Annotated in this window: 24 protein-coding genes; 15 read left to right on the forward strand and 9 right to left on the reverse strand. The window is 65.2% G+C overall.

What is annotated here, in order from left to right; all coding sequences use genetic code 11:
• Nucleotides 1–3: 3 nt before the first annotated feature.
• The 4 genes from XH90_RS12305 (at nucleotide 4) to XH90_RS12320 (ending at nucleotide 5,026) form a co-directional block, all read left to right on the forward strand.
• On the forward strand, nucleotides 4–393 hold the full coding sequence (locus tag XH90_RS12305) for a DUF1127 domain-containing protein (RefSeq protein ID WP_194481726.1): 390 nt from the start codon (nucleotides 4–6) through the stop codon (nucleotides 391–393).
• Between the two features lie 292 nt (nucleotides 394–685).
• Entirely contained in the window at nucleotides 686–2,995 is a 2,310-nt protein-coding gene (locus XH90_RS12310; RefSeq protein WP_194481727.1) for a xanthine dehydrogenase family protein molybdopterin-binding subunit, read from the forward strand.
• A gap of 97 nt (nucleotides 2,996–3,092) precedes the next feature.
• Complete coding sequence (locus tag XH90_RS12315; RefSeq protein WP_194481728.1) at nucleotides 3,093–3,542, forward strand: cytochrome c; 450 nt, start codon at nucleotides 3,093–3,095, stop codon at nucleotides 3,540–3,542.
• Between the two features lie 200 nt (nucleotides 3,543–3,742).
• Nucleotides 3,743–5,026, forward strand: coding sequence for a cystathionine gamma-synthase family protein (locus XH90_RS12320; RefSeq protein ID WP_194481729.1), 1,284 nt, complete (start codon nucleotides 3,743–3,745; stop codon nucleotides 5,024–5,026).
• A gap of 81 nt (nucleotides 5,027–5,107) precedes the next feature.
• On the opposite strand, the gene XH90_RS12325 is transcribed toward XH90_RS12320, so the two are convergent.
• Nucleotides 5,108–5,527, reverse strand: a complete 420-nt coding sequence (locus XH90_RS12325; protein ID WP_194481730.1) for a CHRD domain-containing protein — start codon at nucleotides 5,525–5,527, stop codon at nucleotides 5,108–5,110.
• Between the two features lie 153 nt (nucleotides 5,528–5,680).
• Between XH90_RS12325 and XH90_RS12330 the strand changes: the two genes are divergently transcribed.
• Nucleotides 5,681–6,607 (forward strand): cytochrome c, encoded by a 927-nt coding sequence (locus tag XH90_RS12330; RefSeq protein WP_194481731.1) that lies wholly within the window; start codon nucleotides 5,681–5,683, stop codon nucleotides 6,605–6,607.
• A gap of 10 nt (nucleotides 6,608–6,617) precedes the next feature.
• Here XH90_RS12330 and XH90_RS12335 read toward each other — a convergent pair whose 3' ends face one another.
• Together XH90_RS12335 and XH90_RS12340 are read right to left on the reverse strand one after the other, a co-directional pair.
• The gene (locus tag XH90_RS12335; protein WP_194481732.1) at nucleotides 6,618–6,863 is read right to left on the reverse strand and encodes an Lrp/AsnC ligand binding domain-containing protein; all 246 of its coding nucleotides are present in this window, start codon (nucleotides 6,861–6,863) and stop codon (nucleotides 6,618–6,620) included.
• 97 nt (nucleotides 6,864–6,960) lie between these two features.
• Complete coding sequence (locus tag XH90_RS12340; protein WP_194481733.1) at nucleotides 6,961–8,940, reverse strand: PAS domain S-box protein; 1,980 nt, start codon at nucleotides 8,938–8,940, stop codon at nucleotides 6,961–6,963.
• Nucleotides 8,941–9,197: 257 nt separating this feature from the next.
• Here XH90_RS12340 and thiD point away from each other — a divergent pair, with 257 nt between their 5' ends.
• From thiD to XH90_RS12360, 4 genes are all read left to right on the forward strand, one after another.
• A complete protein-coding gene (thiD, locus tag XH90_RS12345; protein ID WP_194481734.1) occupies nucleotides 9,198–9,998 on the forward strand; it encodes a bifunctional hydroxymethylpyrimidine kinase/phosphomethylpyrimidine kinase in 801 nt (266 codons plus the stop codon).
• Nucleotides 9,999–10,203: 205 nt separating this feature from the next.
• Complete coding sequence (locus tag XH90_RS12350) at nucleotides 10,204–11,016, forward strand: UDP-2,3-diacylglucosamine diphosphatase (protein WP_194481735.1); 813 nt, start codon at nucleotides 10,204–10,206, stop codon at nucleotides 11,014–11,016.
• Between the two features lie 13 nt (nucleotides 11,017–11,029).
• Nucleotides 11,030–12,073: a glycosyltransferase family 1 protein gene (locus tag XH90_RS12355; RefSeq protein ID WP_194481736.1), complete on the forward strand. Its 1,044-nt coding sequence runs from the start codon at nucleotides 11,030–11,032 to the stop codon at nucleotides 12,071–12,073.
• Between the two features lie 65 nt (nucleotides 12,074–12,138).
• Nucleotides 12,139–13,122, forward strand: coding sequence for a threonine/serine dehydratase (locus XH90_RS12360; RefSeq protein ID WP_194481737.1), 984 nt, complete (start codon nucleotides 12,139–12,141; stop codon nucleotides 13,120–13,122).
• Nucleotides 13,123–13,261: 139 nt separating this feature from the next.
• Here XH90_RS12360 and XH90_RS12365 read toward each other — a convergent pair whose 3' ends face one another.
• Complete coding sequence (locus tag XH90_RS12365) at nucleotides 13,262–15,058, reverse strand: caspase family protein (RefSeq protein WP_194481738.1); 1,797 nt, start codon at nucleotides 15,056–15,058, stop codon at nucleotides 13,262–13,264.
• A gap of 231 nt (nucleotides 15,059–15,289) precedes the next feature.
• The gene (locus XH90_RS12370) at nucleotides 15,290–16,624 is read right to left on the reverse strand and encodes a hypothetical protein (protein WP_194481739.1); all 1,335 of its coding nucleotides are present in this window, start codon (nucleotides 16,622–16,624) and stop codon (nucleotides 15,290–15,292) included.
• A 75-nt stretch (nucleotides 16,625–16,699) separates the two neighbouring features.
• On the opposite strand from XH90_RS12370, the gene XH90_RS12375 reads away from it, so the two are divergent.
• Nucleotides 16,700–17,896 (forward strand): major facilitator superfamily domain-containing protein 6, encoded by a 1,197-nt coding sequence (locus XH90_RS12375; RefSeq protein WP_194481740.1) that lies wholly within the window; start codon nucleotides 16,700–16,702, stop codon nucleotides 17,894–17,896.
• On the opposite strand, the gene dgcA is transcribed toward XH90_RS12375, so the two are convergent.
• A complete protein-coding gene (gene dgcA, locus XH90_RS12380) occupies nucleotides 17,866–18,861 on the reverse strand; it encodes an N-acetyl-D-Glu racemase DgcA (protein WP_194481741.1) in 996 nt (331 codons plus the stop codon). The genes XH90_RS12375 and dgcA overlap by 31 nt on opposite strands.
• 137 nt (nucleotides 18,862–18,998) lie before the next feature.
• On the opposite strand from dgcA, the gene XH90_RS12385 reads away from it, so the two are divergent.
• Genes XH90_RS12385 through XH90_RS12395 form a run of 3 tightly spaced genes read left to right on the forward strand, consistent with a single transcriptional unit; the run spans nucleotide 18,999 to nucleotide 21,806 of the window.
• Nucleotides 18,999–20,132, forward strand: coding sequence for an ABC transporter permease (locus XH90_RS12385; protein ID WP_194481742.1), 1,134 nt, complete (start codon nucleotides 18,999–19,001; stop codon nucleotides 20,130–20,132).
• A gap of 2 nt (nucleotides 20,133–20,134) precedes the next feature.
• Nucleotides 20,135–20,917, forward strand: coding sequence for an ABC transporter ATP-binding protein (locus tag XH90_RS12390; protein WP_194481743.1), 783 nt, complete (start codon nucleotides 20,135–20,137; stop codon nucleotides 20,915–20,917).
• Between the two features lie 16 nt (nucleotides 20,918–20,933).
• Nucleotides 20,934–21,806, forward strand: a complete 873-nt coding sequence (locus tag XH90_RS12395; protein ID WP_194481744.1) for an MlaD family protein — start codon at nucleotides 20,934–20,936, stop codon at nucleotides 21,804–21,806.
• Nucleotides 21,807–21,823: 17 nt separating this feature from the next.
• Here XH90_RS12395 and XH90_RS12400 read toward each other — a convergent pair whose 3' ends face one another.
• The 3 genes from XH90_RS12400 to XH90_RS12410 all read right to left on the reverse strand — a co-directional run bounded on the left by XH90_RS12400 (nucleotide 21,824) and on the right by XH90_RS12410 (nucleotide 23,132).
• The gene (locus XH90_RS12400) at nucleotides 21,824–22,300 is read right to left on the reverse strand and encodes a hypothetical protein (protein WP_194481745.1); all 477 of its coding nucleotides are present in this window, start codon (nucleotides 22,298–22,300) and stop codon (nucleotides 21,824–21,826) included.
• Between the two features lie 95 nt (nucleotides 22,301–22,395).
• Nucleotides 22,396–22,833, reverse strand: a complete 438-nt coding sequence (locus XH90_RS12405) for a type II toxin-antitoxin system VapC family toxin (RefSeq protein ID WP_194481746.1) — start codon at nucleotides 22,831–22,833, stop codon at nucleotides 22,396–22,398.
• A complete protein-coding gene (locus XH90_RS12410) occupies nucleotides 22,830–23,132 on the reverse strand; it encodes a hypothetical protein (RefSeq protein WP_246755782.1) in 303 nt (100 codons plus the stop codon). The genes XH90_RS12405 and XH90_RS12410 overlap by 4 nt, the downstream gene beginning before the upstream one ends.
• Before the next feature lie 199 nt (nucleotides 23,133–23,331).
• Here XH90_RS12410 and XH90_RS12415 point away from each other — a divergent pair, with 199 nt between their 5' ends.
• Together XH90_RS12415 and mctP are read left to right on the forward strand one after the other, a co-directional pair.
• The gene (locus XH90_RS12415; protein ID WP_194481747.1) at nucleotides 23,332–23,508 is read left to right on the forward strand and encodes a DUF3311 domain-containing protein; all 177 of its coding nucleotides are present in this window, start codon (nucleotides 23,332–23,334) and stop codon (nucleotides 23,506–23,508) included.
• Entirely contained in the window at nucleotides 23,498–24,988 is a 1,491-nt protein-coding gene (gene mctP / locus XH90_RS12420) for a monocarboxylate uptake permease MctP (protein WP_194481748.1), read from the forward strand. The genes XH90_RS12415 and mctP overlap by 11 nt, the downstream gene beginning before the upstream one ends.
• Nucleotides 24,989–25,015 lie beyond the last annotated feature (27 nt).

Consider the following 25,015-nt stretch of genomic DNA (forward strand, 5'->3'; position numbering starts at 1 on the left):
GCGATGCCACCACAACTGACGAACCTCTCTTCCGGAATTGAGGCCGATGCCGCAAGGCGCGGCCTCAACCTCACCATCGTGCCGGCGAAGGATGCGATCGACCGGGCTTTGGCCGCGCGCCTCAAGGCGTCGGCCACGGCACTGGACGGCGCTTTGCCGCGCCAGGATGCTGCCGGACCAAGGCCGCCGGGCGTTCTCGGTCTGCTCAAGCGTGCCTGGCTTGCACTTCTGGAGCGGCGCCAGCACCCACGGGTCACCCTGCAGGACCTGAGCGACAGGGAGCTGATGGATATCGGCCTGACGCGCGGCGAGATCGACTACCTCACGCCTCAGCGCGCGATCGATACGCTGGGAGACAACACGCGGTATCTCTTGAGCCGCGGCGGGATGTAGATGACCAACCGCGGGAATTTGACATGCGTTCTGACAGCAAGCGGTGGTTGGTACCGCCGCTCGTTGTCAGGCATGCGCTGCGGTGCGAATTTGGCAAAAGTTCTGCAGTCGAAGGCGCCTCGCCGAGTCTTCGATCTACACGGAGAAATGACCAAGCTGCGGCCCTTCGGTCCGATCCCGCTCTGAGGCTCGAGGCAATTTTTCGCGGCCCGGGTCTGCCTAAAGCCGTTTGCCTTGCCTCTTTTTCCACGGCAATATGCCCGCAAAACAACCATAGGACGGGACAAGAAAAATGGCAGCCCCCATCAAGTTCGGCGTCGGCCAAAGCGTGCTGCGCAAGGAGGACGACGCGCTGATCCGCGGCAAGGGCCGCTATACCGACGATTATGCCCCGCAGGCCGCGCTGCGCTGCCTGATGCTGCGCTCGCCGCACGCGCATGCCAAATTCACCATCGATGCCGGCCGCGCCCGTACCCTGCCTGGTGTTGCGCTGATTCTGACCGCGGCCGAGGTCGGGGATCTCGGCAACCTGCCCTGCCTGTTCAATCTCGAGACCGATCCGTTCACCGGCCCGCCTTACCCGATTCTCGCCAAGGACGAGGTGCGTCATGTCGGCGATTCCGTCGCCTTCGTGGTGGCCGAGACCATCGACCAGGCGCGCGATGCGATCGAAGCCATCGACGTCAAGTGGAGCCCGCTGCCTTCGGTGACCGGCGTCGTCAACGCCGTCAAGAAGGGCGCTCCGCAGGTCTGGCCGGACAAATCCGGCAACGTGCTGTTCGACGTCTCGATCGGCGACAAGAAAGCGACCGAAGCTGCCTTTGCCAAGGCGCATGCGGTCGCCGAAATCTCCATCGTCAATCCGCGCGTGGTCGCGAGCTTCATGGAGACGCGCGCGGCGGTCTGCGAATACGACGCCAAGAACGATCACCTGACGCTGACGGTCGGCAGCCAGGGCAGCCACCGTCTGCGCGACATCCTCTGCCAGAACGTGCTCAACATCCCCACCGACAAGATGCGGGTGATCTGCCCCGACGTCGGCGGCGGCTTCGGCACGAAGCTGTTTCCGTATCGCGAATACGCCCTGATGGCGGTCGCGGCACGCAAGCTGAAGAAGGCGGTGAAGTGGTCGGCCGATCGCTCCGAGCATTTCATGGGCGATGCGCAGGGCCGCGACAACGTCACCACCGCGAGGATGGCGCTGGCCGAGGACGGCAAGTTCCTCGCGATGGATTGCGACCTGATGGGCGACATGGGCGCGTATCTGTCGACCTTTGGGCCCTACATCCCGCATGGCGGCGCAGGCATGCTGCCGGGGCTCTACGACATCCAGGCGTTCCACTGCCGGGTGCGCACGATCTTCACCAACAGCGTGCCCGTCGATGCCTATCGCGGCGCGGGCCGGCCCGAGGCCGCCTATGTCATCGAGCGCCTTGTGGACGCGTGCGCGCGAAAACTCGACATGACGCCGGATGCGATCCGTCGCAAGAACTTCATTCAGCCGAAGGCGCTGCCGTACAAGACCGCGACCGGCAAGGTCTACGATTCCGGCGACTTCGCCGCGCATCTCAAGCGCGCGATGGAAATCGCCGAGTGGAAGGAGTTTTCAAAGCGCGCCAAGGCGGCCAGGAAGAACGGCCTGATCCGCGGCATCGGGCTCGCCAGCTATGTCGAGGTCTGCGGCACCATGGGCGAGGAGACCGCCAACGTGCGGATGGACCCCAATGGCGACATCACGATCCTGATCGGCACGCAATCGAGCGGGCAGGGCCACCAGACCGCCTATGCGCAAATCGTCGCCGAGCAGTTCGGCGTCGCGCCCGAGCGCGTGCACGTCCACCAGGGCGACACCGCGGAGATCGCCACAGGCCTCGGCACCGGCGGCTCCGCCTCGATTCCGTCGGGCGGCGTCAGCGTCGAGCGCGCCACGCGTGAGCTCGGCGAGAAGCTGAAGGCGATCGCGGCGCAGGCGTTGGAAGCGAGCGCCGGCGACCTCGAGATCTCGGAGGGCGTCGTGCGCATCGCCGGCACCGACCGTTCGATCTCGTTCGCCGATCTGGCCAAGCGGCCGGGCGCGGATCCCTCGAAGCTGAACGCGAGCGCGACCTTTGCCAGTGCCGACGGCACCTATCCGAACGGCACGCATGTCGCGGAGGTCGAGATCGATCCGGCCACCGGCATCATCAAAATCGTCAACTACGTGATCGTCGACGATTTCGGCAAGACGCTCAATCCGCTGCTCCTGGCAGGCCAGGTGCATGGCGGCGCCATGCAGGGCATCGGCCAGGCGCTGATGGAGCAGGTGGTTTATGGCGCGGGCGACGGCCAGCTCATCACCGCAACCTTCATGGACTACGCGCTGCCGCGCGCGGCCGACGGTCCGTCGTTCGTGTTCGAGACCCACAATATTCCCTGCACGACCAATCCGATGGGCGTGAAGGGTGCGGGCGAGGCCGGTGCGATCGGCTCCTGCCCGGCCGTCGTCAACGCCATCGTTGACGGGCTCTGGCGCGAGTACAGGATCGACCACATCGACATGCCGGCAACGCCGGAGCGGGTGTGGATTGCGATCAACGAGCACCATCGCCGCCACAGCCTGTAAATCGGCCGCTCGGTCCGCGGGAATTAATTGCCCGCGGCCGGGTTCTATCCTCAATGGTCCTCCCCCGAATCGACTTGCGAGCCGGAGTAACAAGCCTATGAAACGTACGTTGATTGTCGCGGGCACCCTGCTTCTGGGTGCGGGCGCCGTGATGGCGCAGCAGGAGATTGCCGTCCAGCAGGACAATCTGATGCGATCGCAGGCCAAAAGCCTCTACAACGTCATGCTGAAGATGGCGAAGGGCGACATTCACTACAACCAGAAGAGCGTCGACGAGGCGCTGACGACCCTCGAAGCCGACGTCGGGAAGATCGCAAAGACGTTCGAGACCAATCCCAAGCAGGACGTGGTGAATGCCACCTACGGTTCGTCGCCAAAGGTGTGGCAGCAGAAGGCGGATTTCGATTCCAAGATCCCGCCGGTGCAGAAGGCGATCGCCGAGGCCAAGGGCAAGATCCACGATGTCGCCAGCCTGAAGGCCGCCTACACGGTGATCAACGACCGCTGCAACGATTGCCACGAGACGTACCGGTTGAAGCTGAAGTAGACGGCGTAGCTCGTTCACTCGTAGCCCGGATTGCGCTGCGCTCCATCCGGGCTACGGCTTCACTGCCAAATTCCGTTCGCACGCCCTGACGGATCGCCGTCAGAACGACTATGTTTGCTGGCGCCGCCGCGGCGTTGATGCCTCACGCCGTACCGAGTTCCGACGCGCGGTGGCGATCTCAGTCAACAGCGAGACAGGCCATGGCAAAACCGTTCCCGTCGAAAACCCATATCGGCAACCATATGCTGCATCCGGAAACGCTGATGCTGACCTATGGCTACGATCCGCAACTGTCGGAAGGCGCCATCAAGCCGCCGGTGTTCCTGACCTCGACCTTCGTGTTCAAGACGGCCGAGGACGGGCAGGACTTCTTCGATTTCGTCGCGGGCCGGCGCGAGCCGCCGGAGGGCATGGGCGCGGGCCTGGTCTATTCGCGCTTCAACCACCCCAACAGCGAGATCGTCGAGGACAGGCTCGCCATCTATGAGCGCACCGAGAGCTGCGCACTGTTCTCTTCAGGCATGGCGGCGATCTCGACGACGATTTTGGCGTTCGTCCGTCCCGGCGACGTCATCCTGCACTCTCAGCCGCTGTACGGCGGCACGGAGACGCTGCTGACGAACACGCTGTCGCGCTTCTCGATCGGCGCGGTCGGTTTTGCCGACGGCATCGACGAGGCGGTGGTCAATCAGGCCGCGGAGGAGGCGATGCGCAAGGGCAGGGTTTCAATGATCCTGATCGAGACGCCGGCCAACCCGACCAACGGCCTGGTCGACATCGCGCTGATGCGCCGCGTCGCCGATGCCATCGGCAAGGCACAGGGCCACACGCCGATCATCGCCTGCGACAACACGCTGCTCGGCCCGGTGTTTCAGCGGCCGATCGAGCACGGCGCCGACATCTCGCTGTACTCGCTGACCAAATATGTCGGCGGCCATTCCGATCTGATCGCGGGCGCCGCGCTCGGCACCAAGGCGATGATGAAGGGCGTCAAGGCGCTGCGCGGCGCCATCGGCACCCAGCTCGACCCGCATTCCTGCTGGATGATCAACCGCTCGCTGGAAACGCTGAGCCTGCGCATGGAGAAGGCCAACAGCAACGCGCAGCTCGTGGCGGATTTCCTTCGCGACCACGCCAAGGTGGCGAAGGTCCACTATCTCGGCCATCACGCGGAGGCCTCGCTGGCCGGACGCGTGTTCGCAAGGCAGTGCCTGGGCGCGGGATCGACGTTCTCGTTCGACATCGTCGGCGGCCAGGCGGCGGCGGAGAAATTCCTCAATTCGTTGCAGATATTCAAGCTCGCCGTGAGCCTCGGCGGAACGGAATCGCTGGCGAGCCTGCCGGCGACGATGACCCATTCCGGCGTTCCCGCCGAGATCCGCCGCAAGATCGGCGTTCTCGACTCCACGATCCGGCTGTCGATCGGGATCGAAAATCCGTCGGATCTGATCGCGGATCTGGAGCAGGCGTTGAGTGCGGCTTGAGCCCGCGGCATCACGTGCCGTTTCGGATCGAAAAGGCCGGACGCGCGCGCCCGGCCTTCGACGATGACCTCGCGATGAAATCTACTTGGTCACCTGGCCGCGGATTTCGCCGCCCGGGTTGGCCGCAGTGTGAATGTTGACGTAGAGCTTGCCGGAGAGGAGGTCCGAGGCCTGCGCATCGGTGAGCGTCGCACTGCCTTCGACCGGGCTGTTGGCGATGCCCGGGATCGGGACCATCACGCCGGCATTCTTGCCGGCCTCGGCGGGACCGTGGAAATGGGCGGCGGTGGCGGGGCCGGTGAGGCCGGAATAGGTCACCTTCCAGGAGAGCTTCTTGGTGGCGGCGTCATAGTCGATATCGGCCTTGCCGGTGCCGCTGCTGGTGGTGGCAGGAACTTCGGACTTGCCGTCCAGCGTCGCCTTCAGCTTCTCCGCGCTGGCCGAGCCTGCGAATGCGACGGCGGCTCCGAGCGCCAGCGTGGCAAAAAGCGCTTTGTTCATGGGTCTCTCCCTGTTGACGCCTGATTGCGGTCAACTTGCAAACAGTGCGGTTCCGACTTTATTCCCGGATTCCGATCAAACCATCTAAATTATTCGTGGCTGGAGCGGCCGCCGGGTGATCCGTAAATTCGCTCGAGCTCAATGGGATCCTCGATGCTGCGACGAACAATCCATGTCATTCTGATCGCCGTCGTCGCAGCCTTGGCCGCCTACTGGTGGCTGACAGCGCCGACAGCTTTGGCCCTGCCGGCGCCGACACGCGCGCCTGATCTTGCCAATGGGCAGGAGCTGTTCAACGCAGGCGGATGCTCGTCCTGCCATGCGGTGCCCAACCAGCCCGATCGCTTGAAACTCGGCGGCGGCCTGGCGCTCGCTTCGCCATTCGGCACGTTCTATGCGCCGAACATTTCACCTGATCCCGCTGACGGCATCGGCCGATGGAGCGAGGCCGATTTCGTCAACGCGGTGATGCGCGGCATCTCGCCCGAGGGCACGCATTATTATCCGGCGTTTCCCTACACGTCCTATCACCTCGCCAAGGTCGACGACGTCCGCGATCTCTTCGCGTATCTGAAGACGCTGCCGCCGGTCTCGGGGCGGGTGCGCGATCACGACCTGCCGTTTCCCTTCAACATCCGCCGCAATGTCGGCATCTGGAAATTGCTGTTCATGGATGTCAGGCCGTTCGTGCCGGCGGCGATGCATTCGGCCGGGTGGAATCGGGGCGCGTATCTCGTCAACGGTTTCGGCCATTGCGCCGAATGCCACAGCCCGCGCAATTTCCTCGGCGGCGTCGTCACCGCGCAGCGCTTCGCCGGCGGCCCCAATCCCGAAGGCGAGGGCTGGGTGCCGAACATCACCCAGAAGGGTCTGGGGAGCTGGAGCGAGAAGGATATCGCCGATTTCCTCGAGACCGGCGACATGCCCGAGGGCGACAGCGCGTCAGGCTCGATGCGGCCGGTGATCAAGAACCTCGCGCAGTTGAAGCCCGAGGACCGCGCCGCGATGGCCGCCTATCTGAAGTCGCTGCCGCCGGTCGATGGGCCGACGCCGCCCAAGCGCAAGGCGGGAGGCGATTGAACGCGTCCGGCTAGCCGGTGCCGAACGCCTTGAAGGTGATGATGGTGAGGGTGTCCTGGATGCCCGGCAGCACCTGCACCTTCTCGTTCACGAAGTGGCCGATGTCGGTGTCGTTGTCGACGTAGAACTTGACCAGCAGGTCGTATTGGCCGGCGGTGGAGTAGATCTCGGAGGCGATCTCGGCTTCGGCAAGCGCATTGGCGACCGTATAGGACTGGCCGAGCTTGCATTTGATCTGGACGAAGAAGGGAACCATTGCAGTCACTCCGAAGGCGAATTCTGAAGGCTAATAGGCCAAAACCAGCCCGATTTAGCAAGCGGGCCGGCCGGCCGGCCGAGGGCGGTCCGACGTCCTACGAGGCCACCGTCGCTGCCGCAAATGCGTCCCTGAGCCGCTGGGCGAGTTCGGCCTTGCGATAGGGCTTGGTCAGGACCACGGCCTGTGCCTGAGCGCGGCCCTGCTCGACCAGGGTCTCCAGCGCGTAGCCCGAGGTGAACAGTACCGGCAGGCCGGGCCTGATACGCCGGGCCTGGTCGGCGAGCTCCCAGCCGCTCATGCCGCCGGGCATGACGATGTCGGTGAACAGCATGTCGATGCCGGGGTCGGCACGCAGCCGCTGCAAGGCCTCCTTGCCGTTGACGGCGGCGACGACGCGGTAGCCGAGCGCCTCCACCCGGAGGATGACCGAGGAGCGGACGAACGGATCGTCCTCGGCGATCAGGATGGTCTCGTGGCCGCGCGGCGCGGCGTCTTCCTTGTCCGGCGCGTCGGTCAGCGACTGACCGCCGCCGGCGCGCGGCAGGTAGATCCGGACCGTCGTCCCCAGGCCCTGCTCGCTGTAGATGGAGACGTGGCCGTCGGACTGCTTGGCGAAACCATAGACCATGCTCAGCCCGAGGCCGGACCCTTTGCCGACCTCCTTGGTGGTGAAGAACGGCTCGAAGGCGCGCTCGATCACCTCCGGCGACATGCCTTCGCCGTCATCGGTGATGGAAATCAGCACATAGGCGCCGGAGGCCACCTCCGGGTGCAGGGCGCGGTAGTCCTCGTCGATCGCGGCGAGCTCGGTGCTCAGCGTCAGATGCCCTCCTGACGGCATGGCATCCTGCGCATTCAGCGCCAGGTTCAGCACGGCGGATTCGAGCTGGGAGCGGTCGGCAAAGGCCCGGATCGTGCCGGGCCCGAAAGCGGTGCCGATCTCGATGTTCTCGCGCAGGGTGCGCTTGAACAGCTTGAGCATGGACAAGATCAGCTCGGTGCAATCGATCGTCTGCGGCCGCAGCAGCTGGCGGCGGCTGAAGGCGAGCAGCCGCTGCGTCAGCTCCGCGCCGCGTTCGCCGGACTGGCAGATGTCGTCGGCGAACTGGCGCAAATCCGGCCGGGCCTTGAGCTGCTCGCTGAGATGCTCGGCGTTGCCGATGATGACGGTCAGCAGGTTGTTGAAGTCGTGCGCGATGCCGCCGGAGAGCTGGCCGACCGTCTCCATCTTCTGCGCCTGCTGGAGCTGCTGCTCGGTCAGCTTGCGCGCGGTCAGATCATGGATGATGCCGACATAGATCAGCTCGCCGTCCTGCCACGCCTGGCCCACCGACAGATCCATCGGAAAGTGTGACCCGTCCTTGCGCAGGCCGACGGTTTCCCCCGTCGCGAAACGCTGAGCATGAGCGGTGGATGAACGCTTCCCTCCGTCGGACATCAGCATGCCGATGTCGAGATTCATGACCTCCTCGGCGCGATAGCCGAACAGCCGTTCGCAGGCTGGATTGAACAGGAGAATGCGGGCCTGCGCATCGAACAGAATGACGCCGTCGACCGCAGTCTCGACGACGGCGGTGAGGCGCGCCACGCTCTCGCGCATCGCGCGCTGCGCCTCTCCCACCTGTTTCAGCAGCTGCGTCGCATCGCGGCGCTTGGTCTCCTCCTCCTCGAGCGCGGCCTGCACCTTTTGCAGCTCGAAGGGAGAGGGGATCGCCAGGATCTTGGGCAGCAGCGGCCAGAGCGCGACCGCGGTGAAGATCGAGGCGATCGCGGTCGCCGCCTTGACCAGGCCCTCGATGCCGTAGACCGGTACCCAGAGCGTATAGATCGACAGGACATGGGTGAGGCCGCAGGCCGTGATGAAGACCGCGAACGCCCAGAACACCCAGCCGAACTTGAGGTCACGCCGCTTGGTGACGAGGATCGCGAGCGCGAAAGGAATCGAGAAATACGCCGCGGCGATGCAAGCGTCGGAGACGACGTGGAGCCAGATCAGCTCGGGTTCCCACAGCAGGCAGATGCCGTGCGGTGAGAACATCGAGGAGTCGAGGATACGTTCGAAATATGCCCACATGATCTCTTCCCCGGAGGGTTGCAGGCCGAGGGCCGGCAATTTGCGTCGCTGGACGAATCCACTGACTACCGTGTCATTCGCACGCTTGGTCGCCAAGGCCGGGTGATGCCGTGCTCTTATTTTCGCAGGATATGCCCGCTTGCGGGACGACAATGCCGTGCAGCTCGCGCTTGGCCTGATTCGGCGGCTTGCTGGGGCTCCGCCGACGCGCTAGGACGGGCCATGGCCATGTCCTTTTCGAGCAAGCGTTTCCTGCGATGACCACGCCCGTGGCGCTCACCGTCGCCGGTTCCGATTCGAGCGGCGGCGCCGGCATTCAGGCCGACCTGAAGACCTTTGCCGCGCTCGGGGTCTACGGCGCGTCCGCGATCACGGCGCTGACGGCGCAGAACACCAAAGGCGTCACCGGCATTCACGCGGTGCCCGCCGATTTCGTCACCGCGCAGATCGATGCGGTGTTTTCCGATCTCGATGTCGGTGCGGTGAAGATCGGCATGGTGGCGCAGGCCGGCAGCATCGATGCGATTGCTGCCGCGCTGTCACGCTGGAAGCCGGGCCATATCGTGCTCGATCCGGTGATGGTCGCAACCTCCGGCGACCGGCTGCTGGCCGCGGAGGCCGTCGAAGCCTTGCGCACGAAGCTGATGCGGCTTGCATCGGTGATCACGCCCAATCTGCCGGAGGCGGCCGCACTGCTCGACGAGCAGGTCGCACGAAGCGAGGCCGAGATCGAAAGCCAGGGGCGCCGCCTGCTCGGGCTCGGCTGCCGCGCGGTCCTGATCAAGGGTGGCCACGGCGAGGGTGCGCAGAGTATCGACTATCTCGTCAGCGCTGACAAAACGATCGCGCTCCCCGCGCCGCGTGTTGCCACGCGCAACACCCACGGCACCGGCTGCTCGCTGTCGTCAGCCGTTGCGGCGGGGCTTGCCAAGGGCGAGGATCTCGAGACGGCCGTGCGCCATGCCAAGAGCTGGATCAGCGCGGCCATCGCGGCCGCCGACCGCTTCAGCGTCGGTCACGGCCACGGGCCGATCCATCATTTCCACAAGTTCTACTGACGCCGGCTTCCCGATCCACAGTTAACCAGCATCTCCTTGGGGTCCCGGCATTTTGCGGAGAACCATTGGGGCGCCATGTCGCCTGATTGTCGCATGCGGCTGATATTCGCGGGGAGGTCGAGGCAAGGTCCCGATTCGTATCCAAGGGTGCCTCATCGGTTCAATCGTCATCCCCCTGTCACGGGACATTGTTACAGGCTGTCGCATGGGAAGTTACGATGTGAGTGACGAGAGCCCGGAGCGGCGCTTTCGCACGTTGTTCATATCCGATGTCCATCTCGGAGCCCGCGGCTCGCAAGCCGACCTTTTGCTGGACTTCCTGCGCTACCACGATGCCGACACGATCTACCTCGTCGGCGACATCGTCGATGGTTGGGCGCTGAAATCGAGCTGGCACTGGCCGCAATCGCACAACGACCTGGTGCAGAAGCTGCTGCGCAAGGCGCGCAAGGGCGCCAAGGTCATCTACGTGCCCGGCAATCACGACGAGTTCCTGCGCAACTATTACGGCACGCATTTCGGCGGCATCGACGTCGTCGAGAACACCGTGCACATCGGCGCGGACGGCAAGCGCTACCTCGTCATTCACGGCGACATCTTCGACCTCGTGGTGCAGAACGCGCGCTGGCTCGCCCATCTCGGCGACAAGGCCTACGACTTCGCGATCCAGATGAACCGCTTCGTCAACTTCTTCCGACGCCTGTTCGGCGTGCCCTATTGGTCGCTGTCGCAATGGGCCAAGCAGAAGGTCAAGAATGCGGTGAACTATATCGGCGCGTTCGAGCAGGCGCTCTCCGCCGAAGCCCGGCGCCACGACGCCGACGGCGTGATCTGCGGCCACATCCATTACGCCGTGATCCGCGACGAGAACGGCATCCGCTACATGAACTGCGGCGACTGGGTCGAGAGCTGCACCGCGCTCGTCGAGCATGATGACGGTCGTTTCGAGATCATCACGTGGGCCGACCATCTGCGGAAGCCGGCGGAAGTGCCGCAGGTGGCGGCAAGAGCTGCCTGACGAGAGCCGCTTGATGCGCATCCTGGTCGCGACCGACGCCTGGCACCCGCAAGTCAACGGTGTGGTTCGGACGCTGACCAAGCTCGCCGACGCCGCCAAGACGCTCGACGTCGAGTTCTCGTTCCTCACGCCGCAATCGTTCCGCACCTTCGCGATGCCGAGCTATCGCGACGTGCGGCTTGCCATGCCGCGCCCGGCGCGTATCGCAAAACTGATCGCGGAAGCGCGGCCCGACAGCATCCACATCGCGACGGAAGGGCCGATCGGCCTGATGGTCCGCCGCTATTGCCGTCAGCGCAAGCTGCCGTTCACGACCAGCTTCCACAGCCGTTTTCCCGAATATGTCCGCGCCCGCGTGCCGGTTCCGGGCTCCCTGATCTGGCGGGCGCTGCGCCGCCTCCACAGCCCGAGCCGGGCCGTGATGGCGGCGACGCCGGCGCTGGCCCAGGAACTCGGCGAGCGCGGTTTCGACAATGTCGTGCTGTGGCCGCGCGGCGTCGATACGCACCTGTTCCATCCTCGCGCCGTCGACCTCTGCCTGCCGGCCCCGGTGTTCCTCTCGGTCGGCCGCGTCGCGGTTGAGAAGAATCTCGAAGCGTTCCTCGACCTCGATCTGCCCGGCACCAAGGTGATCGTCGGCGACGGTCCGGCGCGCAACGCACTGGAGGAGGCCTATCCCGACGCGCTCTTCCTTGGGGAAAAGCACGGCGAGGAGCTGGCCGACATCTATGCGGCAGCCGACGTCTTCGTGTTTCCGAGCAGGACCGACACGTTCGGCCTGGTCCTGCTCGAGGCCCTCGCAAGCGGCCTGCCGGTCGCGGCCTTCCCCGTGAAGGGCCCGCGCGACGTCATCGGCGACGCGCCGGTCGGCGCACTGGACGAGGATCTGCACAGCGCCTGCTTCGCTGCGCTCGACATTTCCAGGCAGGCATGCGTCGCATTCGCCGCCAACTACACCTGGGAGGCCTCGGCGCGGGCCTTCATAGACAACATCCGCGCGGTCGGTGCGGTGCTGCCCGGCCGGGAGAGGGCGGAACAGCCGCGGTTCGTCGCCTGAAGAGAAGAAAATCCTCGCGGGGAGGTGTCTTGCCCGCGCCTCGCCGGCCGCGATAACATCGCGCCATGTCTGAACAGCCCCTTCCGATCGGCCCCGCCGATATCGACGCCGCAGCGCGCGTGCTCGCGCCCTTCGCCGTTCGCACCCCGCTGTTGTCCTTTCCTGTGCTCAACGAGCGTGTCGGCGCAAAGGTGTTCCTGAAGCCGGAGATGCTCCAGCGCACCGGGTCCTTCAAGTTTCGCGGCGCCTTCAACAAGGTGTTCTCGATCCCGCAGGACAAGCGCGCCGGCGGCGTCGTTGCGTTCTCCTCCGGCAACCACGCCCAGGGCGTGGCTGCGGCGGCCAGGATCCTGGACATGCAGGCGACCATCGTGATGCCGGCGGACGCACCGCTGTCGAAGCGCGAGCGCACCAAATCCTACGGCGCCGAGGTCGTGCTCTACGACCGCGATCGCGACGACCGCGAGGCGATCTCGCGCGGCATCGCCGAAAAGCGCGGCGCGACGCTGGTCAGGCCCTATGACGATCCGTTCGTGATCGCGGGGCAGGGCACCGCCGGCCGCGAGATCGCGGAAGACATGGCAACGCTCGGCCTTGCGCCCGACATCGTGGTGGCGCCGGCCTCCGGCGGCGGCCTGATCGCGGGCGTCGCGACGGCCGTGAAGGCGCGCTATCCGCACGCCCAGATCGTGGTGGCCGAGCCCGAAGCGTTCGACGATCACGGCATTTCGTTGTCCGCGGGCCATCGCGAGCCGCACCCGCCGGCGGGCCGCACCATCTGCGATGCGTTGATGGCGCTGATCCCCGGCGAGATGACCTTCGCGATCAACAGCAAGCTGCTCGCGCGCGGCGTCACGGCGTCCGACAAGGAAGTCGGTGCGGCCGTCGCCTTTGCCTATCGCGAGTTGAAGCTGGTGGTCGAGCCCGGCGGTGCGGTCGGCCTTGCCGCGTTGCTCGCGGGCCGTCTCGACGTTGCCGGCAAGAACGTCGTCATCGTGCTCTCAGGCGGCAATGTCGATGCGGATCTGTTCGCCGAGCTGGTGGCCTGAGTTCAATTGAAGCGTGCGAGCGGTGAGGCTCGGTTCACCTCTCCCCGCTGGGGAGGTGAGGACTGCCCGGATTTTCTGACATGACGAAGGGGGCAGAGCGTTGCCGCTCTGCCCCCTTGCCGTTTTGTCTTTGCCGTGATCAGTGCATGAAGCTGCGGTGGTTGTTGCCCGCATTCATGTTCGATTGGTTCATCGACTGACGGAAGTTGTTGCCGCCGCCATTGCCGATCGTATTGATCTGCGGCCGGGTGTTCTGCGGATTGTTCTGTACCTGCACCTTGTTCACCGGGTTGTTGTTGAGCTTCACGACGCCGGGGTTGACGCGGATCGGGTTGCTCTGGGTCTGGACGTTCGTCGTCTTCACGTCGGTGGTCTTGACGTCGACCCTCGCGATGCCCTTGCCGATGTTCACCGGCATGCTCACGACCTTACCCGCCGTGCCGGCATTGTTTTTGCCGCCGTTCTGCGTGGTGGTCACCGGCAGCGTCGTGATCTTGCCGATGCCGCCAGTGTTCGTCGTCGTGTTGGTCGGCGCGGGCAGCGTCACGATCTTGCCCGGAGCCTGCGAGGGCGTGCCGTTCTGCGAATTGCCGGCGGGCAGGTTGGTGATCTCGCCGCCGTTGCCGAGCTTGCCGATAACTGTGCCGTCGACCGGCTTCTGCCCGACCGGCAGGTTGGCGTTCATCTGCGAGCCGTTGCCCTGCTGCATCAGCGGCATGTATTTGGGCTGGCCGAGATTGCCGATCTTCAACGTCGAGGCGATGTTCTGCGGGGCCAGGAACTTCGTCGCCTGCATCAGGGGGATCAGTTTCGGCTGCGCTTCCAGCTTCAACGCGACTTGCGCATAGGGGCTGTTGCCGTAGCTGTCGTAGAAGGCCTTGTAGCCGAGCGGCGAGTTCGCCAGCACCGCCTGGTGCCAGGCCTGCGAGATCAGGAGGTTCGCAAGCAGCCAGCGGATGTGGTCGCACAGCGGGTCGTGCGGATACATCGCGACGAACTCCTGATAGTATTCGGGCCTGCCCTCGGACAGCACGTAATCATAGGCCTGGCGGGCCGAGCGGCTCGGCAGGTTCGAGGCCATCTGCACCACCGGCGCATGCACTGGGGCGCGGGTGGCGGCAACGGCCGTGTCGCCGAAGAAGGTGAAGTCGGATGTGAGCGAGGAACTCTCCCACGGCGTCTGCGCGCCGCTGGTGGTCTGGTTCACCGCGAGACGCACGCGCTTGAACAGCTGCTCGATCGGCACGTTGGGCTCGCGCGCGGCGTTCAGGAAGGCCTGTGTGTAAGGGCTGTGGCCGCCATTGCCGTCGAGCGCTTCGGCGCCCGGTGCGGTCGAATAGCCGACGATCGAGCCGTTCGGTGCGTCGACGATGGCAAGGCCACGGCCGGCGTCGTTGACCTTGGGGAACGGGTTGTTGCGGCAGGCATCGAGGATGACGATGCGCATCCGGCTCGGAATCGTCTCCAGCGTCGACATCACGTCGACCAGGCGGACCGAGTCGTTGACGAGCTCGGTCTGGTTCGAGACCTTCGCATCGACGGGAACGAGATAGTTCTCGCCGGCGAGCTGCACGCCATGGCCGGCGTAGTAGACCATCGCCACCGTGTTGGGGCCGCGTGCGGACACCTTTGCCGAGAAATCCTGCACCACGCGCAGCATGTCGTTCTGGCCGAGGTCGGTCGCCGAGATCACCTCGAAGCCGGCCGAGTTCAGGAACTGTGCCATCGACTGCGCGTCATTGTCGGGGTTCGCGAGCTGCGGCGCGTTCTGGTAGTTCGAATTGCCGATCACCAGCGCCACCCGCTGCTCCGGGCCTTGCAGCGCGGTCGGGGCGGGTTGGACGGGGGCGACTTGGGCGGAAACCGGGCCGCAGGCGAAGCCGAACAGGCTTCCCAACAGGCCCGCAGTCATCAGGGCGGATTTCAGGCGGAACATGGCGTGCTCCTTTCGGCACTCATCTCGATGCGAGATTGGTTGCCAGCAAGCCTGACCGCGTTCGAGCCTTGCCGTCCGTGATCGTGATCACCCTCGACTGGGCGTGATCTGGATCACGTAAGGAGCAGCCGTTCGCTTAAAGGTGGGCGTGGCGATGCAATCCAGCGCCTTTCCGCCGGGGAATCTGGATTGCTTCGGATGCTTGCAATGACCAGCGAGAGAGACGGCCCCTTACGAGAAGAACGCGATCTTCTCGGCCTGGGTCATGCGGCGGATCGGCGCAAGCGCGTCGTTGGCGGCCGCGCGGGGCTTTTGCACGATGCCGCTGGCGAGGATGGTGGCGCCGAGCGAGGGCTCGGGCAGGGGAGAGGGCATCGGCAGCGTTGCGCCCGGGGCTACGTCCGAGGACGCCGTGGCCGCCATCGCGGGGGCCGGCTGCAGCATCACTTCGGCGGCAGCCTCCGCGATGGCATCGGTGAGGCGCGCGAGCGATTCCATCGGGATCGGGGCCTCGGTCACCGGCTCCTCGACCTCAGGCTCCTCGAATTGGCGCGCAGCCGGCGCCGGCTCCGGCATCGGTTCCGGAATGGCTGTTTCCATCTCCATCGGCGCGACGATCTCGTCGAACTCCGGATCGGGCGCGGCCATCTCCAGCGCGATCGCGTCGAGTATGGCTTCGTCCTCGGCTTCCGCGGCGGCATCGAGCGAGAACTCGTCGGTGATCCCGGCGATGCCCACGGGATCGGCGAGGCTGTCCTCGACGGCAGCAAAACTCTCTTCGACCGCGGCGTGGCTCTCGGCGATCTCGGGCGCGACCGCGACGTCCGACACCGCGTCCTCGGAGAGGCCGCTCACCTCAGCGATGGCCTCGGGCTCTGGCGCGATCTCCCGCGGCGTCTCCGTAAAAGCCGCGGGTACTTCGCTCACCATCGCAGCGGGCGTTTCGTCACCCGGCTCTTCCGCGTCCGTCGCAGCCGGCTGCGCAGGCGCCGGAGCAGGTTGCACGGCAGCTTGCGGCGCCGCGACACCGCCAGCATCGGTCTGCTCGACCCGGTCCCTGAGCAGATCGAAGGCGGCCTTGAGGTCGCCGCGCGGGTCGATAGTCACCACCTGGGCGCAGGCCGCTTCGATCGAGGCGAGCTGCGAATCAATCAGGTCGCAGATTCGCCCGTCGGCGCCGATCTCGCGCCAGCGCCAGGAAATCTCCTTGATGATGCGCACGCCGCGCGGGATGGGCGCGAGGTTCGCTTCGATCGCGGCGGGATCGAACGCCTTGGCTGCGGCGCTTTCTGCATCCTCGACCGCGCGGCGGATCGCGACGAGGGCTTCGGGCAGGCGATCCTCGACGACGGGTTGTCGCTGTGCCGCAAGGGTTTCTTCGATTTTCGCAACGGCGTCGAGCACCATGCGCGTGTCGGCGTTGCGGTTGCGCTTGGCGTATTCGCCGAGGAACCAGCGGCCGCGCGCGGTCTCCATGAAGGCTTCGCGGATCGCGTCGTAGTCCTGCTCGTTCGGCTCGGCCGCGCGGGCAGACATGGGCGAAAGGGCGAATGCTTCGTTGGCCATGACGATCTCGTCGCGCAAATCACTGCGCGTTACTGTAACGATCACCACGATATCGACCGAATCGCAATTGGTTTGATGCCACCCGAATCACAAATCCCCACACCAGCATCGGTCAAGCGGCGATTCGCCGTGAGTCTCGCGCTGTTCTATTCGGCCGTGTTCGCGGTATCGGGCACGCATCTGCCGTTCTTTCCGGTGTGGCTCAAGGCGATCGGCATCGACGCGTCGTGGATCGGCGTCATCAACGCGCTGCCGGCGCTGACGCGCTTCACCACGCTGCCGCAGATCACCGCCTTTGCCGAAAAGAAACGGGCGATTCGCGCCGCGATGATGATCTCGGTGCTGGCGACCGCGATCGGCTTTGCGGCGGTCGGCTTGCAGCAGCAGCCACTGGCGCTGTTCCTGATCTACGCGCTCACCTGCATGATGTGGACGCCGACGACGCCGCTGACCGATGCCTACGCGCTGCGCGGCGTCGCGCGCTACGGGCTCGACTACGGACCGGTGAGGCTGTGGGGCTCGGCGGCCTTCGCCGCCGGCTCGCTCGCCTGCGGCTATCTCGTCGACATCATCGCCGCGCGCGACCTGATCTGGATCATCGTCGCATGCGCGGTCGTTGCGGTGCTCGCCAGCCTGCTGCTTCGGCCGCTCGACGATGTCAGGCGCAGGACGGCGGAGACGCATGTCGGCAAGCCGCTGCTGCGCGATGCCGGCTTCTGGGCGGTGATCGCCTCGGCTGCGCTGATCCAGGGCAGCCACGTCGCCTATTACACCTTCTCGGCGATCAACTGGCAGCTCCATGGGATCAGTGGACTGACGATCGCGGGGCTGTGGACGCTGGGCGTGATCGCGGAGATCGTCGTGTTCGCGCTGTCGCCACGCTTCTCGCTGCATCCGTCATCGCTGATGGCGATCGGCGGCGTAAGCGCGGTGCTGCGCTGGATCGTCACGGCGAACGAGCCGCCGCTGGCGCTGCTCGCGGTCGCACAGCTCGGCCACGGCCTGACGTTCGGCATGACCATCGTCGGCACCATGAGGCTGATGGTGCAGCGCGTGCCATCGCACCAGATCGCGCGCGGGCAGGGCTACCTCGCCGCATGCAGCGGACTATTGGGGGCAACGACCTCGATCGCCTCGGGCGCGATCTACGCCCGCATCGGCGACAGCCTGTATTACGTGATGGCGGCGATGGCCGCGGTCGGCGCGCTCGTGATCTGGTCGGCGCGGCACCGGCTGACGGCTCAGCCCCAGAGCGAAGACTCGGGCGGATAGACCAGGCTCTCGTCGTAGCGCAGGGCGTGGTCGCGATCGCGCGCGAGCAGCAAGGGACCGTCGAGGTCGACGAAGCGTGCCTGCGGCGTCACCAGCATCGCGGGCGCCATCGACAGCGAGGTCGCGACCATGCAGCCGATCATGATCTCGAAGCCGAGCGCCTGCGCGGCGTCGGCCATCGCGAGCGCCTCGGTGAGGCCGCCGGTCTTGTCGAGCTTGATGTTGACGGCGTCGTAGCGGTCGCGGAGCGCCGCCAGGGTTTTGCGGTCATGCACGCTCTCGTCGGCGCAGACGGCCAGTGGTCGCTTGATCCGCGCCAGCGCATCGTCCTTCCCTGCCGGCAACGGCTGTTCCACCAAGGTCACGCCGACGGCGTCGCAGGCGGCGAGGTTGTGCTCGAGGTTGGCCTCGGTCCAGGATTCGTTGGCATCGACGATCAACTCGGATTCGGGGGCAGCCTTGCGGACCGCAGCGATGCGGGCGTCATCCCCGTCGCCGCCGAGCTTGATCTTGAGCAGCGGCCGGCGAGCGGCCTTGGCGGCCGCCGCCGCCATGGCCTCGGGGGTGCCCAGCGAGATCGTATAGGCCGTGGTGCGCTCACCCGGGGGCAGCCGGTCCAGCAGGTTCCAGGCCCGCAAGCCTGCCGCCTTGGCCTCCAGGTCGATGAAGGCGCAATCCAGGGCGTTGCGGGCGGCGCCGGGCTTCATGGCAGCCTGGAGGGCCTGCCGGTCGAGACCGCCCCTGATGGCGTCCTGCATGGCCTCGATCGCCGCCAAAGTCGCCTCCGGGGTCTCGCCATAGCGGGGATAGGGCACGCATTCGCCGTGGCCGGTCAGGCCGTTTTGGGTCAGCTCGGCCACCACGGTCACGGCTTCGGTCTTGGCGCCCCGGCTGATGGTGAAACTGCCGGCGATGGGAAACCGCTCGATTCGCGCGGAAAGACCAGGAACTTTGCTGGAAGTCATTTTGAACTCTGGCGAAATCTGAACCTGCTGGTTACCTCTAGCAACTAACATTAACCAGTTGGGGATACCTTTTCTGGGTACGGGCGCGTGCGCAACACTCTGATTTCCTCCGCCCTGGTCGTATGGGAGCGGACACCTTGAGCGGCGATCCGAAGCTGGAACGGATTGCCAAAGGCAATGCGCTGGCCCTCTGTGCCACCGGAACCTGGACCGCGAGCTTCGCGCCGGTGCTGGAGCGGATGGTGGCCGACGCCGAGAAGCTCGCCGGCGGCCCCCAGAGCATCTTCATCGACGTCTCCGAGGTCGCCAAGCTCGACACCTTCGGGGCCTGGCTGATCGAGCGGCTGCGCCGCAGCCTGACCAAAGGCTCGGTCGAGGCGCAGATCGCCGGGCTGTCTGCGAACTATTCGAGCCTCGTCGACGAGGTACGCCGGGTCCGCGCGACCCCGGTGGTCGAGACCTCGACGATCACCATCACCGGCATGCTGGAGCAGATCGGCCGGACCGTCGCGGGCCTCGCCGGCACGGTGGCCGGCCTCGTCGACATGCTCGGCGCGGTGCTGGCCGCGGGCGGTCGGGTGCTGATCCATCCGCGTTCGTTCCGCCTGACCTCGACCGTGCACCACATGGAGCAGGTCTGCTGGCGCGCGGTGCCGATCATCGTACTGATCACCTTCCTGATCGGCTGCATCATCGCCCAGCAGGGCATCTTCCATTTCCGCAGGTTCGGCGCCGACATCTTCGTCGTCGACATGCTCGGCGTGCTGGTGTTGCGCGAGATCGGCGTGCTCCTTGTCGCGATCATGGTCGCAGGCCGCTCGGGCAGCGCCTACACCGCCGAGCTCGGCTCGATGAAGATGCGGGAAGAAATCGACGCGCTGCGCACCATGGGTTTCGATCCGATCGAAGTCCTGGTGCTGCCGCGCATGCTGGCGCTGGTGCTGGCGCTGCCGATCCTCGCCTTCCTCGGCGCCATGGCCGCGCTCTATGGCGGCGGCCTCGTCGCCTGGCTCTATGGCGGCGTCGATCCCGAAGCGTTTCTGCTCCGCCTGCGCGATGCCATCTCGATCGACCATTTCATCGTCGGCATCGTCAAGGCGCCGGTGATGGCCGCGGTGATCGGCATCGTCGCCTGCGTCGAGGGGCTCGCCGTGCAGGGCAGTGCGGAATCCCTCGGACAGCACACCACCGCGTCGGTGGTGAAGGGCATCTTCTTCGTCATCGTCATGGACGGCGTGTTCGCCATCTTCTTCGCCTCGATCGGAATGTGACGATGGCGCAAGAAACTCAAAACGCGATCCAAAATCCCATCATCCGCGTCCGCGACATCACCGTGCAGTTCGGCACGACGCGCGTGCTCGACGGGCTCAACCTCGACGTCAAGCGCGGCGAGATTCTGGGCTTTGTCGGTCCTTCCGGCGCGGGCAAGTCGGTGCTGACCCGCACCATCATCGGCCTCGTGCCGAAGGTCGCCGGCTCCATCGAAGTGTTCGGCGTCGACCTGGATTCCTCCAGCACGTCGCAGCGCCGCAACGTCGAGCGGCGCTGGGGCGTGCTGTTCCAGCAGGGCGCGCTGTTCTCCTCGCTCACCGTGCGGCAGAACATCCAGTTTCCGATGCGCGAATATCTTCGCGTCTCGCAGCGGCTGATGGACGAAATCACCATGGCCAAGCTTGCCATGGTCGGCCTCAAGCCCGAGGTGGCCGAGCGCTTTCCGTCGGAACTGTCCGGCGGCATGATCAAGCGCGTTGCGCTGGCCCGCGCGCTGTCGCTCGATCCCGACCTCGTCTTCCTGGACGAGCCGACCTCCGGCCTCGATCCGATCGGCGCCGGCGATTTCGACGACCTGGTCAGGACGCTGCAGCGGACTTTGGGGCTGACCGTTTTCATGGTAACCCACGACCTCGACAGCCTTTACACCGCTTGCGACCGCATCGCCGTCTTAGGGAACGGCAAGATCATTGCGGCAGGGTCGATCGCCGACATGCAGGCCTCGCAGCATCCCTGGCTGAGGCAGTATTTCCACGGCAAGCGCGCCCGCGCGGTCGTGACTTGATGTGCCGGAGTAGCTGATGGAAACGCGGGCGAACTACGTATTGATCGGATCTTTCACGCTGGCGGTGTTCGCGGCCGCGATCGGCTTCGTGCTGTGGTTCCAGTCGCTGCACACGACCAAGCAGCGCAGCCCGTTCCGCGTCGTGTTCGAGGGCCCGGCGGCGGGCCTGCGCAACGGCGGCAGCGTCAACTTCAACGGTATCCGGGTCGGTGAGGTGGTCTCGGTGAAGCTCGACAACCCGCGGCGGGTTGTCGCACTCGCCATGATCGAGAACAACACGCCGCTCCGCAAGGACACCCTGGTCGGCCTCGAATTCCAGGGCCTGACCGGCGTCGCCGCGATCTCGCTCAAGGGCGGCGAGGAGGCCGCGCCGCCGCCGCCGCTCGACGAGGACGGCATTCCCACGCTGACCGCCGATCCGAACAAGCTCCAGGACGTCACCGAGGCGATCCGCGGCACGCTGCAGAACATCAACAAGATCGTCGCCGACAATCAGGAGTCGGTGAAGAACTCGCTGAAGAACCTCGAGACCTTCACCAACTCGCTCGCCCGCAACTCCGAGAAGATCGACGTCGTGATGGCCAAGGTCGACGGCGTCATGCTCAAGGCCGACAACCTCATGCTCGGCCTCAACACGCTCGCCGGCGGCAAGGACGGTGGCGAACTGTTCCAGACGGTGAAGTCGATCCGCGAACTCGCCGAGGATTTCGACAAGCGCTCCGGTGCGCTGATGACCGACGGCCGCCGCACGCTCGGCGACATCAGCCGCGCCGTGAACAACTTTGATCGCAATCCGACCCGCGTGCTGTTCGGCGCGAGCAACAGCGCGCCAGCCGCCCCCCCGCCCGAGCCGCCGAAGCCGGCAGCGAACGAGCGCAAGCGGCAGTAGGCGTCGACCGTTCTAGTCTAGCTTCCGTCAATTCCCTGCATCGGTATCTGTCGGAAGTCGATATCATCGGCTTCGATCACCCATACGAATGCTTTGCATTGGGCGCGATAGGCCCACTCAATCTCGTGGATCAAGTGACCGCGATCCGAGATGCGAAACTCGTCGTAGCGCCAATCGCCGGGCGACGGCGCATCTGGCGAAAGCTCCTGGAGTGAGTAAGGATACCCGGTCGGATACCTAATCTCGATATGTCCATCCTTGTAAGCGCCGAGCAAGCGAAGCGCGATCGAACGGGATCGTTGACGAGGCTGGGAGCCCGGCCTCGCCAATACTTGCAGCGACTCCAGCCAGGCATCATGCGGACAGCGGCGATGTCTCGTATGGTAGAACCAGTCTACGGGCTCATAGGCGCGAGGCGGGAACACCGCCTGGTTTTCGGCGAGATAGGTTTGGTACGTACCGCACGAATGCATGTTCTGCTTCAGGATATTCATCGTCGCGCCCGTCGTCCGAGAGAATGAACTCCTTTGACCGGTTCCTGTCAGATCCCTTTCGTCTGAGATAAATCAGACACCGTAGGTCAAATGCCCTAGTCGGCCTTGCGCTCTCGCAGCGGGTTCACGAATTTCAGTCCCGCGAAATCGTTCTCGTTGTCGGTCGCAACCATGCAGTCATTGGCCTCGGCCACGGCGGCGATGATCATATCGAGAGCGCTGCGGGGCCTGCCGGTGGTGGTGCCACGCGCCATGAGGCGCGCCCAGACTAGGCTTGCTTGCTCGTCGAAAGCCAGCACGCGCCCCGCGAAAAGCGATGGTGGCCCTTCAGGACCTGCGAACCAGGCCTCTAACGCGCTCCGTTTTTTTCCCGCTGGTTTTTCCAGGATACCTCGCCGGATTTCTCCAATCGTTAGAGCGGAGATGAACAGATCATCATCGTTCTGTGCGGCCAGCCACGCCAGGAGCGTTGGCGACGGGCTCGGTTTCGTGATGTTGCTGATGATGTTGGTGTCGAGGACGTAGCGTGTCACAGGTCAACCTTGCGACCCGTTACGCGCGTGCGCTTGACCTCGAGATCGGTTCCGACAAGCGGCGAGCGTCGCAGCGCGGCAAGGATGCCGCCCTTCTTGGGAGGTTCCGCTGCTATTGATCGATGCAGTGTAGAGCGCAGTCGCTCGGCGTCGGTACCATCCTCGGCGAGCTGCTTGGCAAGGGACCGGATCAATTCACGGTCGGTATCGAGGCCGAGCACCTCGAACCGCGCCATGCCACGCTTGGTCAGACGGGCCCGGTAGTTTCGAAGTGCTCTTTTTTGGGCTGTGTCGGCCAAGGGCCCGTCCTCTATTTCTGGAAATATATCCTGAAATAGATCGGAATGCAAACTGATACAGCGTTAGCGCCCATACGAAAGTATGGGGGCTGGCCGCGCCAAGGTAGGGGGAGGGACTGGCGGGTGATCTCAGCTATATCGCGCTCAAGGCGCGCTTCACGAAAAGCGCGCCGACTTCACTCACAGGGGAGGAGAGAGCGTGATACGTCTTTTGCTGTTGTTGCCGTTCATCGGCCTGATGATCGTGCCGTTCTACAACGTCCGGGAGCCGCTTCTGTTCGGCTTCCCGTTTTTCTATTGGTATCAGCTCGCTTGGGTGCCGCTGACCTCGCTGCTCACCTACATCGTGTACAGGAGCGTGCGTCGTGCTGGCTAATGTCGATAGCGCGGCCTTCGCCGTATTCCTCGCTCTGTTCATCCTCGTCACCGGCATGGGCTTCGTCGCCGCGCGCTGGCGCAAGCCGGAGACGCTCGCTCATCTCGACGAGTGGGGCCTCGGTGGCCGCAAGTTCGGGACCTGGATCACCTGGTTCCTGGTCGGCGGCGATTTCTACACCGCCTATACCGTGATCGCGGTGCCCGCCCTGGTCTACGCGGTCGGCGCCTACGGATTCTTCGCGCTGCCCTACACCATCATCGTCTATCCCTTCGTATTCGCGGTGATGCCGGTGTTGTGGAAGGTGGCCAAGGAGCGCGGCTATGTCACCGCCGGCGACGTGGTGCGCGGTGCCTACGGCTCGCGCGGGCTCGAACTTGCTGTCGCCGCAACCGGCGTGCTGGCGACGATGCCCTACATCGCGCTCCAGCTGATCGGCATGGAAGTCGCGATCAAGGCGCTTGGGCTGAGCGGCGAGGTGCCCCTCGTTCTGGCCTTCCTTGTGCTGGCGCTCTACACTTATTCGTCGGGCCTGCGCGCGCCTGCGCTGATCGCCTTCGTCAAGGACATCATGATCTACATCGTGGTGATCGCCGCGATCGCGATCGTGCCGTCCAAGCTCGGCGGTTATGGCGCGATCTTCAACGCGGCGGATGCAGCGTTTGCGGCGAAGGGCTCGGGCGGCATCCTGCTTTCGCCGGCGCAGATCGTGTCTTACGCCTCGCTGGCACTGGGCTCGGCGCTCGCCGCCTTCATGTATCCGCACACGCTGACCGGCATCTTCGCGTCGTCAGGCGGCGACACCATTCGCAAGAATGCGATGCTGCTGCCGGCCTACACGCTGCTGCTTGGCCTGCTGGCGCTGCTCGGCTACATGGGCCACGCGGCCGGGCTGAAGCTCGCGAGCAACAACGACGTCGTGCCGGAGCTGTTCAAGACGCTGTTCCCGAGCTGGTTCGCAGGCTTTGCTTTCGCCGCGATCGCGATCGGTGCCTTGGTGCCGGCAGCCGTCATGAGCATCGGCGCTGCCAACCTGTTCACCCGCAACTTCTGGAAGGTGTGGGTCGATCCGAAGGTGACGCCGGCCGGTGAGGCCAAGGTCGCCAAGATCACTTCCATGCTGGTGAAGGTCGGCGCACTTCTCGCCATCCTCCTGATGCCGACGCAGTTTGCGCTCGACCTGCAACTGCTTGGCGGCCTCTGGATCCTGCAGACGCTGCCGGCGCTGGTGTTCGGACTCTACCTGAACTGGTTCTCGAGCACGGCGTTGCTGGCCGGCTGGGCCGTTGGCCTTGCGGGCGGATCGTGGCTGGCCTGGTCTGACGGCTTGAAGCCGCTGCACGGCATCGACTTCGGCGCCGGCAAGGTCGCGATCTACACCGGCGTGCTGGCGCTTGCGCTCAACATCGTCGCCGCGGTCGTGGTCAACGTCGTGCTCAAGGGCCTGCCGCAAGCCCGCCTGTCACGCGAGGCGGCCTGACGTCGCGCCTTGATCGGCGGCCGGCTA

Origin of the sequence: Bradyrhizobium sp. CCBAU 53338 (assembly GCF_015291665.1) — a bacterium.
Taxonomy (GTDB): domain Bacteria; phylum Pseudomonadota; class Alphaproteobacteria; order Rhizobiales; family Xanthobacteraceae; genus Bradyrhizobium.

What these genes read in the sequence shown, in the direction of transcription:
- thiD (WP_194481734.1), top strand. Translation starts at nt 9,198, where the DNA reads ATGACCACGCCCGTGGCGCTCACCGTCGCCGGTTCCGATTCGAGCGGC.
- XH90_RS12305 (WP_194481726.1), top strand. Translation starts at nt 4, where the DNA reads ATGCCACCACAACTGACGAACCTCTCTTCCGGAATTGAGGCCGATGCC.
- XH90_RS12395 (WP_194481744.1), top strand. Translation starts at nt 20,934, where the DNA reads ATGGAAACGCGGGCGAACTACGTATTGATCGGATCTTTCACGCTGGCG.
- XH90_RS12355 (WP_194481736.1), top strand. Translation starts at nt 11,030, where the DNA reads ATGCGCATCCTGGTCGCGACCGACGCCTGGCACCCGCAAGTCAACGGT.
- XH90_RS12325 (WP_194481730.1), bottom strand. Translation starts at nt 5,527, where the DNA reads ATGAACAAAGCGCTTTTTGCCACGCTGGCGCTCGGAGCCGCCGTCGCA.
- XH90_RS12365 (WP_194481738.1), bottom strand. Translation starts at nt 15,058, where the DNA reads ATGTTCCGCCTGAAATCCGCCCTGATGACTGCGGGCCTGTTGGGAAGC.
- XH90_RS12360 (WP_194481737.1), top strand. Translation starts at nt 12,139, where the DNA reads ATGTCTGAACAGCCCCTTCCGATCGGCCCCGCCGATATCGACGCCGCA.
- XH90_RS12315 (WP_194481728.1), top strand. Translation starts at nt 3,093, where the DNA reads ATGAAACGTACGTTGATTGTCGCGGGCACCCTGCTTCTGGGTGCGGGC.
- XH90_RS12350 (WP_194481735.1), top strand. Translation starts at nt 10,204, where the DNA reads ATGGGAAGTTACGATGTGAGTGACGAGAGCCCGGAGCGGCGCTTTCGC.
- XH90_RS12320 (WP_194481729.1), top strand. Translation starts at nt 3,743, where the DNA reads ATGGCAAAACCGTTCCCGTCGAAAACCCATATCGGCAACCATATGCTG.
- XH90_RS12340 (WP_194481733.1), bottom strand. Translation starts at nt 8,940, where the DNA reads ATGTGGGCATATTTCGAACGTATCCTCGACTCCTCGATGTTCTCACCG.
- XH90_RS12310 (WP_194481727.1), top strand. Translation starts at nt 686, where the DNA reads ATGGCAGCCCCCATCAAGTTCGGCGTCGGCCAAAGCGTGCTGCGCAAG.
- XH90_RS12375 (WP_194481740.1), top strand. Translation starts at nt 16,700, where the DNA reads ATGCCACCCGAATCACAAATCCCCACACCAGCATCGGTCAAGCGGCGA.
- XH90_RS12330 (WP_194481731.1), top strand. Translation starts at nt 5,681, where the DNA reads ATGCTGCGACGAACAATCCATGTCATTCTGATCGCCGTCGTCGCAGCC.
- XH90_RS12390 (WP_194481743.1), top strand. Translation starts at nt 20,135, where the DNA reads ATGGCGCAAGAAACTCAAAACGCGATCCAAAATCCCATCATCCGCGTC.
- XH90_RS12400 (WP_194481745.1), bottom strand. Translation starts at nt 22,300, where the DNA reads ATGAATATCCTGAAGCAGAACATGCATTCGTGCGGTACGTACCAAACC.
- dgcA (WP_194481741.1), bottom strand. Translation starts at nt 18,861, where the DNA reads ATGACTTCCAGCAAAGTTCCTGGTCTTTCCGCGCGAATCGAGCGGTTT.
- XH90_RS12370 (WP_194481739.1), bottom strand. Translation starts at nt 16,624, where the DNA reads ATGGCCAACGAAGCATTCGCCCTTTCGCCCATGTCTGCCCGCGCGGCC.
- XH90_RS12335 (WP_194481732.1), bottom strand. Translation starts at nt 6,863, where the DNA reads ATGGTTCCCTTCTTCGTCCAGATCAAATGCAAGCTCGGCCAGTCCTAT.